Below are 12,924 nucleotides of genomic sequence, written 5' to 3'. Positions count from 1 at the left end.
GTTGCCACCGCCTCGGGGGTGGCGCGGCCGCGGGGGCGCCCCCGCCGCCGCCCGCATGAGACGGGTCCAACGAGGGAAGACGACCATGCCCGACGGCAAGCCTCCGTTCCGCGCGGACCATGTCGGCAGCCTGCTGCGCCCGCCCGAGCTGCGCGAGGCCCGCGCCGCCCGCGCCGCCGGCCGGCTCGACGCCGCCGCCCTGCGCGCGATCGAGGACCGCTGCATCCGCGAGGCGATCGCCAGGCAGAGGGCGATCGGCCTCCGGGCCGTCACCGACGGCGAGTACCGCCGCGCCTTCTGGCATTTCGACTTCCTCGCCCGGCTCGGCGGCGTCGAGATGTACGAGGCCGAGCAGGGGATCCAGTTCAAGGGCGGCCAGACCAAGGCCTACGCCCTGAAGGTGACGGGCCCGATCCGCTACCTGCCCCACCCCTTCGTCGAGGACTTCCGGTTCGTCGCGGCGAATGCCGGCGACGCGGTGCCGAAGCAGACCATCCCCTCGCCCTCCGTCCTGCACTATCGCGGCGGGCGCAAGGCGGTGGACACCCACGCCTATCCCGACATGGAGGGGTTCTTCGCCGACCTCGGCGCCGCCTACGCCGAGGCGGTGCAGGACTTCGCGCGCGCCGGCTGCCGCTACCTCCAGCTCGACGAGGTGAACATCGCCTATCTCTGCGACCCCGAGCAGATCGCCATGCTCAAGGCGCGCGGCGAGGAGACGGAGGGGCTGCTCGATCGCTACGCGGCGCTGATCAACCGCGCGATCGCGGGGCGCCCGGCGGACATGGTGATCTCCATGCACCTCTGCCGGGGCAATTTCCGCTCCATGCACATCGCCTCCGGCGGCTACGACCCGGTGGCGGAGGTGCTGTTCAACGCCATCGACGTGGACGCCTACTTCATGGAGTACGACACCGAGCGTGCCGGCACCTTCGCCCCGCTGCGCTTCGTCCCCAAGGGCAAGACCGTCGTGCTCGGCCTGGTGACGAGCAAGACCGGCGCGCTCGAGGACAAGGACATGCTGAAGCGGCGGATCGACGAGGCGGCGAGGTACGTGCCGATCGAGCAGCTCGCGATCAGCCCGCAATGCGGCTTCGCCTCGACCGAGGAGGGCAACCTGCTGACGGTCGAGGAGCAGTGGGCGAAGCTCGCCCGCTGCGTCGAGGTGGCGCGCGAGGTCTGGGGCGGGGTCTGACCCGGGGCGCCGCCGCGCGCGCAAACCAAGCCGTCGCGGCGCGGCGCCCGCCGGCTGCGCGCCTCGGCCGCCGCCGGCCGCCCGGGGCGGGGGCGGATCGCATCGCGGCCCCGGTCGCGGCGCGCGCTCGCGGCGGCGCGATCCCGGGAACGCGCGGCCGTGCCGGCGGGTCCGCGCACGCCGGACTCGCCCCCGCCGCGGCCTGCGGGGTATCCTCGGGCACCCGAGCAGCGCCGCCGCGCGGCGGGCTGGCGCCTCCCGGGCCGTGCCAGGGCTCCTGCATCTTCCGGGGCGTCCCGATCGCACCTGCGGAGGGCCTGCCGAGTGTCACTCCTGGACGCGACACGCGCCGCCGCGAGGAGGGCAATCCCCCGAGGCCGCGCCGGGACGGGCGGCCCGCCGGGCGGCGAGGACGGAAGGCCACCCCCGCCCGCCGCCTTGCCGTCCCTTCGCCAGCGCCTGCTGGTTCTCGCCGCCCTGGCGCTGCTGCCGGCCTGGGGCTTCGCCGGCTTCGCCGCCTGGCGCTATGCGCGCGCCGAGCGGGCGCATCTCGAGCGTTCCGGCCGCGACGTCGCCCGCACGATCGCCGGCGCGGTGGACAGCGAGGTTGCCGCCCTCCGCGGCGCCCTGCGCGCGCTCGCCGCCTCGCCCGCGCTCGCCGCCGGCGACCTCGCGGCGTTCCGCCGGCAGGCCGAGAGGCTGCGGCCGGGCGAGCACGTCCAGGTCCTGCTCGCCGATCCCGCCGGCCGGCCGCTCCTCGACACGCGCCTGTCGGAAGGCGCAGCCCTGCCGCCGCGCATCGGCGATCCGGACCTGGTCCGGCGCGCCCTCGAGGGGGACGCGGTCGCGGTCTCGGGCGTGTTCCCGGGGCCGGCCTCCGGCAGCCCGGTCGTCGCGCTCGCCCTGCCGCTGCGCGACCCCGCCACCCGCGAGGCGCGCTACGTGCTGCTGGCCGGCACCGACGCGGTGCCCTACTGGTCGCCGCTCCTGCCCCGCGCCGGACTGCCGGAGGGCTGGATCGCCTCGATCGCGGACGCCGGCGGCACCATCCTGGCGCGCCATCCCGCGCCCGAACGGTATGTCGGCCTCCCCGTCCACCCGGACGCACTCGCCGCCGTCGCGGCGGGCGCGGCGCGCGAAGGGTGGGCCGCGGGGGCGAGCCGCGACGACCAGCGCGTCTATGTCGCCTACGCGCGGCTGAGCCAGGCGCCGTGGACCGCCCTCGTGGGCGTTCCCGGCGAGGCGGTGGACGGCGCGCTGCGGCGCGCGATGCTGCCTGTCCTGCTCGGCGGCGGCGCGCTGTTCGCGGTCACGCTGGCCAGTGCCGGCCTCGCCGGCACGCAGCTGGCGCGCTCGCTCGGCGGGCTCGCCGCCGCCGCCCGCGCGCTCGGCCGGGGCGAGACGCCCGGTCCCGGCGCCGCCGGACCGGCGCCGGTGCGCGAGGCGGCGCTCATCGCCGCCGCGCTCGCCGAGGCGGCGGCGGAGCGGCGCGCGCACGAGGCCGCGCTCGCCGCCGGCGAGGCGCGGCTCCGCGCCGTCATCGAGGCGGTGCCGGTCGGCGTGCTGATCGCCGCGGCGCCGGACGGGCGCATCGTCGCCGGCAACCCGCAGGCCGAGCGCATCCTGCGCCAGCCGATCCCGTCCTGGCCGAACGTGGACGCCTTCGGCGAGCGGATCGCCTTCCACGCCGACGGGCGGCCCGTCGCACCCGGGGAGTTCCCCCTCGCGCGAGTCCTGCGCGGGGGCGAGGCCGACGCCGCGCTCGAATGCCTCTACCGCCGCGGCGACGGCACCGACGCGTGGCTCCGCCTCGTCGCCGCGGCGATCCGCGACCGGGCGACGGGCGCGCTCACCGGCGCCGTCGCCGCCATCCTCGACGTTGACCGCGAGCGCCGCGCCGACGCCGCGCTGCGCGACCTGAACGTCTCGCTCGAGCGGCGCGCGGCGGCCCGGACCGCCGAGCGCGACCGCCTGTTCCAGCTCTCGCTCGACCTGTTCGGCGTGCTCGGCTTCGACGGCCGGATCCGCGAGACGAATCCCGCCTGGTCGGCGGCGCTCGGCATGACCGGGGAGGAACTGCGCGCCACCCCCTGCATGGAGCTCGTCCATCCGGAGGACCGCGCGGCGTCGCGCGCCCAGGTCGCCCGCCTCCTCGCCGGCGAGCGCGTCGAGTGGTTCGAGAACCGGGTGCGGCGCGCGCACGACGGGACGTGGCGCCGCTTCGTCTGGACCGCCGTGGCCGAGCCCCCGGGCGCCGAGGATCGGGTCTTCTACTGCGTCGGCCGCGACGTGACGGAGGAGCGGGCGCGCGAGGAGCAGCTCCGCCAGGCGCAGCGGATGGAGGCAGTGGGCCAGCTCACGGGCGGCGTCGCGCACGACTTCAACAACCTGCTGCACGTCATCTCGGCCAATCTCGAGCTGCTGCGCGACGCGGCCGAGGCCGCGGGCGAGCGCGCCCGGCGCCGCCACGCGGCGGCGCTGGATGCCGCCCGCCGCGGCGCCTCCCTCACGCGCCAGCTCCTCGCCTATGCCCGGCGCCAGCCGCTCGAGCCGCGCGCCTTCGACCCCGGGCGGCTGCTGCGCGAGACGGCGGAACTGCTGCGCCGCACCCTGGGCGAGACGATCCGGGTCGAGACCGTCGTCGAGGGCGGGCTGTGGCCCGCCTTCGCCGATCCGGGCCAGATGCAGAACGCCCTGATCAACCTCGCCGTCAACGCGCGCGACGCGATGCCCGAGGGCGGCACGCTGACGCTCGAGGCCTGCAACGCCTACCTCGACGACCGCTACGCCGCGGCGCATGCGGAGGTCGCGCCCGGCCAGTACGTCGTCTTCGCCGTCACCGACACCGGCACCGGCATGGCGCCCGAAGTCGCCGCGCGCGCCTTCGAGCCGTTCTTCACCACCAAGGAGGAGGGCAAGGGCACGGGGCTCGGCCTTGCGATGGTGTACGGCTTCGCCAAGCAGTCCGGCGGCCACGTCAAGCTCTACACGGAGGTCGGCCACGGCACCACGGCGAAGCTCTATCTGCCGCGCGCCCGCCCGGAAGCGAGGGTCGAGCCGGAGGCGGCGGCCGGGCCGGACGCGGCCGCGGCGGCAGAGGCGGCGAGGCGCGCCGGCGGGACGGCGGAAACCGTCCTCGTGGTGGAGGACGACCCCGCGGTGCGCGCCACGGTCTCCGAGATGCTGCGCGACCTCGGCTACCGGGTGCTGGCGGCGCCGGACGGCGCCGCCGCGCTGGCGCTGCTCGAGGGCGGCGCGCCGATCGCCGTCCTGTTCAGCGACGTCGTGATGCCCGGGCCGGTGCGCGCGCCGGAGCTGGCCCGGCGCGCGCGGGAGATGCGGCCCGGGATCGCGGTGCTGTTCACCTCCGGCTACACCGAGAACAGCATCGTCCATCAGGGGCGGCTCGATCCGGGCGTCCGGCTGCTGTCGAAGCCGTACGCGCGCGGCGACCTCGCGCTCCGGTTGCGCGCCGCCCTGGCGGAAGCGCGGGGCAGGACAGCGGCGGCGAGGGAGAGCGACGGCGCCTGAACCGTTCGGCTTCCCGAGGCGCCGCGATCGCAGAGGTGATGCCCGGCCCGGCGGCGGAAGGCTTGCGGTGGCCGCGGCGCGCGATGTATCCGACTCCGCGGGCATCCCGCCTCCCGGAAAGGCCGCCGCGTGAACCCGCCCCCGCGTCCGGAGCCCGCCTCCGCCGACGTGCCGCTCGAACGGGATGTCTTCCTGCGCCGGCTGCTGGGCGAGCTGGCCGGCACCCTGCAGGAGGTGGTCGGCATCGAGGAGGCGTCCGGCTACATCAGCGTCGTCGGCGCCGCGGTCGGCGAGCACATCAACGCCGCCTATCGCCGGGCGCTCTCCGTCGAGCGGCTTTCGCGCGAGCAGGTCTCCGCGGTCCTGGTTGACCTGAAGCGGCGCATCCGGGGCGACTTCTTCGTCGTCGAGGAGACCGAGGACCGCATCGTGCTCGGCAACCGCGCCTGCCCCTTCGGCGAGTTCGCGCGCGGGCGGCCCTCGCTCTGCATGATGACCTCCAACGTGTTCGGCCACATCGTGGCGCAGAACCTCGGCTACGCCGCCGTCGGCCTCGAGCGCACCATCGCCCGCGGCCACGACGGCTGCCGCGTCGTGATCCACCTGCGCGCGTCGGCCGACGTCCCGGACGATGCGCGCGAATATTTCCGGCGCGATGACCGGAGCGATTGAGGCGGGCATCGCCGCCGTCCTGCGCGCGCTGCCCGAGCCGGCGCTGGTGGTCGAGCCGGACGGGCGGATCGTCCTGGCCAACGCGGCGGCGGCCGCGTGCTTCGGGCCGGACCTGGCGGGGAGCGGCCAGGGGGGCGGCGCGCTGGCCGCCCTCTGTCCGGAGGACGACCCGGCCGTCCTCGAGCGCCTCCGCGCCTACCTCGACCGCTGCGCCGGGACGCGCGCGCCCCTGCCGGGCGGGCTGGCGCTGCGTCGCGCCGACGGCGCGGTGACGCGCTTCCGCTGCTCCGGCGCGCTGGTCGTGCCGCCCTCGCCCGAGGGCGGGACCCGACCGCGCCTCCTGCTCCGCTTGGTCCCGAGCGGCGACGAGCGCTTCGCGGCGCTGGCGAGCCAGCTGCGCGCGCTGCACGCCGAGATCCGCGCGCGCCGGCGCATCCAGGCCGCGCTCGAGGAGGCGCTGCGGGAGCGCGAGACGCTGGTGCGCGAGCTGCACCACCGGGTCAAGAACAGCCTGCACATGCTGTCCGGCATGCTCGGCGCGGCGCGGCGCGACGCCCAGGCGGCGGAGACGAAGGCGATCCTGGCCGAGGTCGAGAACCGGCTCGCCGCGATCGGGACGGTGCACCAGATGCTCTACGGCGCCGGCAGCCTGGTCGCCGTGCGCGCCGACGAGGTCGTCACGGCGCTCTGCCCGCTGGTCCTCCGCGCCCTCGGCGCCGACCGGCGCCGGGTCGAGGTCGAGGCGGCGCCGCTCGAGGTGCCGAACGACGTTGCCGTTCCGCTCGCCCTGATCCTCAACGAGCTGCTGACCAATGCGTTGAAGCATGGCGGGGGCGGGGTGACGCCCGGTGGCGTCCGCGTGCGTCTCGTGCTGCCGGACGGCGATGGCGGGGGGCTGGCGCTCGTGGTCGAGGATGACGGCCCCGGCTTCGCGCCGGCCGTGGCGGCCGGGCGGCGCGCCTCGGGCCTGGGGCTGGTCCACGGCCTGGTGCGCCAGCTCGGCGGCAGTTTCGTCGTGGAGTTCCGCTCCGGCAGCACCGGCGGCGGAGCGCGCTGCGTCGTCCGCCTCGGGGCGCGGCGGATGCGGTAGCGGGCGGCAGGGAGAACGCCCGGAGAAGGAGGGAAGGCCGGCATGACCATGCGGATGGGAGCGGCGGCCGGCGGCGCGTCCGGGACGGTTCCCGCCGGCGCCGCGGCGCGTCTGCCCGAGGGTGGCGGCCGGCCGCCGCCGAGGCAGGACCCGGACCGGGCGGCAGGCCCCGGCGCGGCGGGACGGGGGCGCGTGCTGATCGTCGAGGACGAGTATTTCGTCGCCCTCGCCAGCGAGGACACGCTGACGGAGGCCGGATTCGCCGTCGTCGGCGTCGCCGCGACGGCGGAGGACGCCGTGGCGATCGCCGCGGCGGAGCGGCCGGACATGGTTCTGATGGACATCCGGCTCGCCCCTGGCGGAGCGCGGGACGGGATCGACGCCGCCGCGGAGATCCTCGCCCGGTTCGGCATCCCGAGCCTGTTCGCCACCGCCTACGCGGACCTGCCGACGCGCAGCCGGGGCGAGCAGGCGGCGCGGCCGCTCGGCTGGCTGATCAAGCCGTACGCGGCAGAGGACCTGGTGGCCGCGGTGGCCGCCGCAGTGGCCGAGGCGCGCCGGCGGGGCGCCCCCTCCGGCCCTTCCCCGTAGAGCGGTCGCGGACGGCGGGAAACAGCCGGGAGCGCGAATCCGCTCGAGGGGCAAGGGCCGGAGCCTCTGCCGGGAGCCTGGCCGGTCGGAAACGGCTGCAGCGCGCGACCCGCCGTGGCTACCCGGGGCGCTGCGCGGTGTCGCCGGCCTCGCGCGGTCCGGCCGCTCCCTCCGTCGGCCGGACGGGGCTTCCGGCGGCGCGGGCGGCCCGCGCGAGGCCGGTCGCGACGGTGCGTCCGGCGCCGGACGCCGCCGGGGCCGGCGCCGGCCGGGGCGGTGGCGTCGCCGGGCCGCTGATCACGTCGAAATCGTAATCCGATCGGGGATGGTGCATGTCGGGCCTCCTGTCGGGGGCCGCCGCACCTCGCGGGCGATGCTTGGTCGGGTCAGGGGGAACGGGAACCGAAGACCGCCAGCGGGCTTGGCGGCTTCGGGATCGGCGTGGGGCGCGCGCGTCCTAGGCCGCCGGTGGGTACCGGCGGCGCCAAAATCGCGCGCTGCGGTCGCCGCGCCTGCGCGGCATCGTCCTGACCATGGCGCCAGATAAGCCCGCGCGGCGCCCCGAGGCAAGAGGCGGCCGCGGCCGGAGGACGCGGCGCGGGCGCCGGGCCGCCCTCAGTTCGGCGTGGCGCCGGCCTCGCGCACCACGGGGGCCCACTTCACCGTCTGCTCGCGGATGTGGCGGGCGAGATCCTCCGGCGTGCTGGGGGCCGGTTCGAGCCCGTGGCGGGCGAGGCTCGCCACGATCGCCGGATCGCGCAGCGCCTCGCCCATCGCCGCGTTGAGCCGCTCCACGATCGGCCGCGGCAGGCCGCGCGGGCCGAGCAGCGCGTACCAGTTCGCCAGCTCGTAGTCGGGCAGTCCCGCCGCCTCGGCGATGGTCGGCAGGTCGGGCACCAGCGCCGAGCGCCGCGCGGTCGGCACGGCGAGCGCCCGCAGCTTGCCGGCCTCGATGTGCGGCAGCGTCGTCGCCGCGGTGGCGATGGCGAAGTCCACCTTGCCGGAGAGGATGTCGGTGATGAGCTGGCCGCCGCCGCGATAGGGCACGTGGATGGTGCTGATGCCGGCGAGCCGGTCGAGCAGGGCGCCGCCGAGATGCCCGGCGCTGCCGACGCCGGAGGAGCCGTAGGCCAGCGTGCCCGGCCGCGCCTTCGCCGCGGCGATCAGCTCGGGGACGCTGCGCCAGGGCCGGTCGGACGGCACCACCAGGATGTTGAGCACGTCCACCGCCAGGCTGATGGGAGTGAGGTCCGTCTGCACGTTGAAGGGCAGCCGCTGCATCGCCGGATTGATCACCAGCGACGAGATGGTGCCCATGAGCAGTGTGTAGCCGTCGGGCGCGGCGCGCACGACCGCCTCGGTGGCGAGGCTGCCGCCGCCGCCGGGCCGGTTCTCGACGACGATCGGCTGGCCGAGGCTCGCCTGCAGGTGCGGCGCGAGGGTGCGCGTGGTGAGGTCGGTGCCGCCGCCGGCGACGAAACCGACGACGATGCGGATCGGGCGGCTGGGCCAGGCGGCGTCGTCGCTTCCCTGCGCCGCGGCGTCGCGGGGCGCGGCACAGGGAAGCGCGGCTGCGGCGGCACCGGCGGTGGCGATCACGCGGCGGCGGGCGATCATGGCGGTCCTCTCCTGCGGTGCGGATCCTTCGGGGCGAGCAATACTCTCCCCTCGCGCCGCCGGCGAGGGTGCGCGCGCCGTCGCAGAGCGAGGGCGGCGACGCGCCCTTGAACCCGCGCGAGAGGAGCGCGATGCCCGTGCATCGCGGCCCGGGTGGCGGCCGGCGCGCGGGGGTGTTCGTGTCGGCATCGCGCCGCGCCGTCGCCGTTGCGCGCTGGACGTCCGCTTTACCGCCATCGGGCGCGCGCAGAAGGGGGCGCCGCGCCCTTATTCTCCATGCGCGAATTCCGCCACTGGTCGTGCCCATCGCAGCGGAGGGATGCCGCAGGCGCTCATGCTCACGCTGCCGGGGCGGCGGGCCTTGCCTCCCTCGTCGGGGCCCTCGCCATCGACGACGGAGCGACCGGCCGCCCGTCTATCTCGCGCCCAGCGCCTGGGTGCCTGGGTCGAGGACGTGTCCTTCGCCTTCTGGCTCTGGCTGATCAAGGCGCTGCGTCCCGCCTGCATCGTCGAGCTCGGCACCCATTGGGCGTGTCCTACGCTGCCTTCTGCCACGCCGCGGAGCGCCTTCGCCTCGACACCCGCGCCTATGCGGTGGACACCCGGCGGGGGGACGCCCATGCGGGACATTACGGCGAGGAGGTGTTCGCTGCCGTCTCCGCGCTCAACGCGACGCGCTGGTTCGGCTTCTCCACCCTGGTCCGCGCCTAGCTCGACGCCGCGCGCGCAGTCCGCCGTCGGCGAGATCGAGCTGCTGCACATAGACGGGCTGCACACCTACGAGGCGGTCGCTCACGACTTCCGCGCCCGGCGCGACGCCGTCTCGCCCCGCCGCGGCGTGGCTCTGTTCCACGCCGCCGATGCGCGCGCGACTTCGGCGTCCGGCGGCTCTGGCGCGGGCTGGCGGAGCAGCATCCGCACTTCGAGTTCCACCACGGCTGCGGCCTCGGCGTGCTTGGCCTGGGCGACGACCTGCCGCCGGCGTTGACCGCGCTGTTCGATCTGCGGTTCCTGCCGGAGCGCGCGGACCGGCTGCGCGCGCTGTTCGCGGCGCGCGGCGCGGCGGTGCGCCAGGTCCAGACGCTTGCCGAGGCCGAGGCTCGGCTCGGCGAGGGCGGGGTGCCGGACGCGGCCGGCAACGGCGATGCCCAGCCCGCCGCGCAGGCTCTGCCGGAGCCGCGCACGGCGATGCCGCGGGCTCTGCAGAACGAGCGCGACGCGCTGGGAGCGCAGCTCGCGGCGACGCGCCGGCATCTCGATGCCGTGCTCGCTTCCACCAGCTGGCTCCTGACGGCGCCGCTGCCCGCGGCGGCGGAAGGCGCAGCGCCGCGTGCTCGCCTCGCGCGGCGCGTCGCGCGGTTCGCCGCCCTCGCCCGGGGCAGCCGGCTCGCGGGCGGACCCCGCGAAAGGCGGGTGCGGACGCGAGAGCCGAGATAGCCGCGCGAGGGAGCTCCGCCGCAGCGTCGCGGCCGCGTCCCGTTGCGGCGCTCGGCGCTATCGCGGGGCCGGCGGGCCCAGTCGCCGCCGGTCACGCGGCGCGCGCCGGCGCGCGACGAGCCGCTTTCGGCGCCGGGGTCCGGCTGGCGGTTGCCGGCAGCCCGTGCGGCCATCTTGTTCCTGGCCCGCCGCGAGCCCGCGGAGCGTTGTCGCCCGATCGCGCGCGACCACGGCACCGGGGTATCGCCTCGGTCGCGCGGAGCCGCCGCCCGGCCTGTGTCCCGGCCGGGCGCGATCCGCTCGATCGGGGCAGGGAAGCATCCGACGCCGCTCAGGCCCTCCCCAAATCCCCCTGGCTCGGCCCGGCCGGCTTCCGCGCCGGGCGCCATCACCGCCTTCTGCGGTCGCGCCGCGCGAAGAGGGCGGCTTCCCGCGCGCGATGACCACAACCGGGGCCGATCCCGCTGGGCCGGCGGCGTGCCCGGGACGCGCTCCCGCCCGTGGCCGCGCCGCGGCGGGCCGCTCGCCGCCTATCTCCGGCGCGCCGCCGCCTCCGCGACCGGTGCCTCCGGCCCGGCGATGCCGGCCGCGGCGAGCGCGCGGAGCACGATCCCTTCGGTGAGGAGCTGCGGCAGCGCCTCGGGCGCGCCGCCGCCGGCCGGATAGAGCAGGTAGAGCGGCACGCCCTCGCGCCCGTGCGCACGCAACAGGGCGCCGACCGCCGGATCGCCGCGCGTCCAGTCGGCCTTGAGGCAGGCGACGCGGCCGGCGGCGAAGGCCGCGCGCACCGCGGCGGCGCGCAGCGCCACGCGCTCATTGACCTGGCAACTGATGCACCAGGCGGCGGTGACGTTGACGAAGACCGGCCGCCCCTCGGCGCGCAGCGCGGCGAGGCGCGTCTCCGACCAGGGCTCGGCGCCGTCTCCCTCGGCCGGCTGCGCGGCGGCGGAGGCGGCCGGGGCCGTGCCCAGCCCGGGCAGCAGGGCGGCGGCCCCGAGCGCGGCAGCCAGGGCGAGCCCGGCGCCGAGGCGCCGGCCGCGCGTCCCGCCCGCACGCTGCGCCGCGCCGAGCGCCCAGGCGGCGAAGCCCACCAGCACGCCGCCGGCGAGCGCAGCCAGCACCCCGTCCGGCCCCGCCTGCTGCGCCAGAACCCAGACCAGCCAGGCAGCGGCGCCGAACATCGGGAAGGCGAGCCCCTGGCGCAGCCGCTCCATCCACGGCCCGGGCCGCGGCAGGGCGCGGGCCAGGGCCGGCGCCGCCGCCAGCACCACCGAGGGCGCGGCGAGGCCGAGGCCGAGGGCGAGGAACACCGCGAGCGTCGCCGTCGGCGCCATCGCCAGCGCCGCGCCGACGGCGGCGGCCATGAAGGGCGCGGTGCAGGGGGTGGCGAGCAGCACCGCCAGCACGCCGGTCGCGGCGCTGCCGAGGAGCGTGCCGCGGTGGCGCGCCGCGACCTCGCCCGCCGTGCCGGCCGCGGCCGCCACCGCCGTGCCGCCGTGGCCGAGCGCGAAGACGCCCGCGAGGTTGAGACCGACGGCGAGCATCAGCCAGGCCATGGCGGCGACGAAGGCCGGCGCGGTGAACTGGAAGCCCCACCCCGCCGCCGCCCCCGCCGCGCGCAGCGCGAGCAGCACGCCCCCGAGCGCCGCGAAGGCGGCAACGACACCGAGGGCATAGCCCAGCGCCTCGCGCCGCACCGCGCCTCGCGCCGCGCCGGCGAGGCGGGCCAGCCCCAGCGTCTTCATCGCCAGCACCGGGAAGACGCACGGCATCAGGTTGAGCAGCAGGCCGCCGAGCAGCGCCAGGCCGAGCGCCTGCCACAGCGCCAGCGCCGGCGGCGGGGCGGCGGGCGCGGCGGCCACGGGCGCCGCCAGGGCGAAGGCGGCGCGCCGGCCGCCGCCATCGGTGATCGCCAGCACGCCGGAGAGGGTCCCGGGCGGGGCGTCGGCGCTCTCGGCGCGGGTGAGGGCGAGGGCGAGCCCGCCCTCGCGCACGGCGAGGCGCTGCGGCGCGGCGTGGTCGAGCGCGCCGGGCGCCTCGGGGAAGAAGAACGCCTCGCGCACCGTGGCCGGCGACAGGCCGTGGCCGTCGAGGAGGAGCCGCGCCGCCCGGCCGGAGCCGGTCTCGACCCGGGCGGCCCAGGGCGCCGGGCGGGGCCGGGCCGCCTCGGCGGCGGCGAAGAGCGCAGCAAGGGCGGGATCGGGACGGGCCGCGGCCGCGACCGGGAGATCGAGGCGGAAGCGGCCGCTTTCCGGGATGCAGACGTGCTCGCAGACCAGCCAGGTGGCCTCGGCCTCGACCGGGAGGGAGGCGCCGGGGGCGAGCCCCGCCGGCGGGGTCACGCGCAGCGGCAGCAGGACCTCGCCCTGGTAGCCGAAATTCACCAGCGGACCGTAGGGGATGCGCTGCGGGGCGGGCCACTCGATCGGGCCGGCGGCGGCACCGGTGGGCAGGGCCAGCGCGATCTCGGGCGGTGCGCCGGCGTCGCCGGCGTTCTTCCAGTAGGTGTGCCAGCCGGGGGCGAGGCGCAGGCGCAGGCCGAGGCGGAAGGGCTCGCCCGGGGCGATCGCCTCGGTCTCCGCGACCAGGGTGGCGGTGGCGCGGGGGGAGGCGACGGGCGCGCTTTCGCGCCCCGCGGCGGGGGGCGGCGCGGCGGCGAGGGCGAGGAGCAGGGCCAGGGCGACGGCGAGGCGACGGCGCATCGTGGCGGAGAGAACGGGACGCGGGCCCCTCAAGGCAAGGGCCCCGTCGCGCGGGGCTGGCCTGCGCCGCGGCGGCCCCCGCCCGAACA

Annotated in this window: 9 protein-coding genes; 6 read left to right on the top strand and 3 right to left on the bottom strand. The window is 77.5% G+C overall.

Annotated elements, in window-relative coordinates; all coding sequences use genetic code 11:
* Positions 1-85 precede the first annotated feature (85 nt).
* The 5 genes from K1J50_RS05800 (at position 86) to K1J50_RS05780 (ending at position 7,079) form a co-directional block, all read left to right on the top strand.
* On the top strand, positions 86-1,195 hold the full coding sequence (locus K1J50_RS05800) for a 5-methyltetrahydropteroyltriglutamate--homocysteine S-methyltransferase (RefSeq protein WP_255574966.1): 1,110 nt from the start codon (positions 86-88) through the stop codon (positions 1,193-1,195).
* Between the two features lie 438 nt (positions 1,196-1,633).
* A complete protein-coding gene (locus tag K1J50_RS05795) occupies positions 1,634-4,726 on the top strand; it encodes a PAS domain S-box protein (RefSeq protein ID WP_220116624.1) in 3,093 nt (1,030 codons plus the stop codon).
* A 129-nt stretch (positions 4,727-4,855) separates the two neighbouring features.
* The gene (locus K1J50_RS05790) at positions 4,856-5,398 is read left to right on the top strand and encodes a methanogen output domain 1-containing protein (RefSeq protein ID WP_220116622.1); all 543 of its coding nucleotides are present in this window, start codon (positions 4,856-4,858) and stop codon (positions 5,396-5,398) included.
* Positions 5,382-6,488: a sensor histidine kinase gene (locus K1J50_RS05785; protein WP_220116620.1), complete on the top strand. Its 1,107-nt coding sequence runs from the start codon at positions 5,382-5,384 to the stop codon at positions 6,486-6,488. Before K1J50_RS05790 ends, K1J50_RS05785 begins: the two co-directional genes overlap by 17 nt.
* Before the next feature lie 192 nt (positions 6,489-6,680).
* Positions 6,681-7,079, top strand: coding sequence for a response regulator (locus K1J50_RS05780; protein WP_220116618.1), 399 nt, complete (start codon positions 6,681-6,683; stop codon positions 7,077-7,079).
* A gap of 615 nt (positions 7,080-7,694) precedes the next feature.
* On the opposite strand, the gene K1J50_RS05775 is transcribed toward K1J50_RS05780, so the two are convergent.
* A complete protein-coding gene (locus K1J50_RS05775) occupies positions 7,695-8,696 on the bottom strand; it encodes a Bug family tripartite tricarboxylate transporter substrate binding protein (protein ID WP_220116615.1) in 1,002 nt (333 codons plus the stop codon).
* Between the two features lie 531 nt (positions 8,697-9,227).
* Here K1J50_RS05775 and K1J50_RS05770 point away from each other — a divergent pair.
* On the top strand, positions 9,228-9,407 hold the full coding sequence (locus K1J50_RS05770; RefSeq protein ID WP_220116614.1) for a hypothetical protein: 180 nt from the start codon (positions 9,228-9,230) through the stop codon (positions 9,405-9,407).
* A gap of 81 nt (positions 9,408-9,488) precedes the next feature.
* Here K1J50_RS05770 and K1J50_RS05765 read toward each other — a convergent pair whose 3' ends face one another.
* Both K1J50_RS05765 and K1J50_RS05760 read right to left on the bottom strand, forming a co-directional pair.
* Positions 9,489-9,950 carry a hypothetical protein gene (locus tag K1J50_RS05765; RefSeq protein WP_220116613.1) on the bottom strand — a complete coding sequence of 154 codons (462 nt, stop codon included), beginning with the start codon at positions 9,948-9,950 and terminating at the stop codon, positions 9,489-9,491.
* 713 nt (positions 9,951-10,663) lie between these two features.
* Positions 10,664-12,835, bottom strand: a complete 2,172-nt coding sequence (locus K1J50_RS05760; protein WP_220116612.1) for a protein-disulfide reductase DsbD family protein — start codon at positions 12,833-12,835, stop codon at positions 10,664-10,666.
* Between the last annotated feature and the right edge of the window lie 89 nt (positions 12,836-12,924).

Source organism: Caldovatus aquaticus (genome assembly GCF_019458025.1).
Classification (GTDB): Bacteria; Pseudomonadota; Alphaproteobacteria; order Acetobacterales; family Acetobacteraceae; genus Caldovatus; species Caldovatus aquaticus.
Note: the sequence above shows the minus strand (reverse complement) of the source record. Positions and strands in the feature narration are given on the sequence as shown.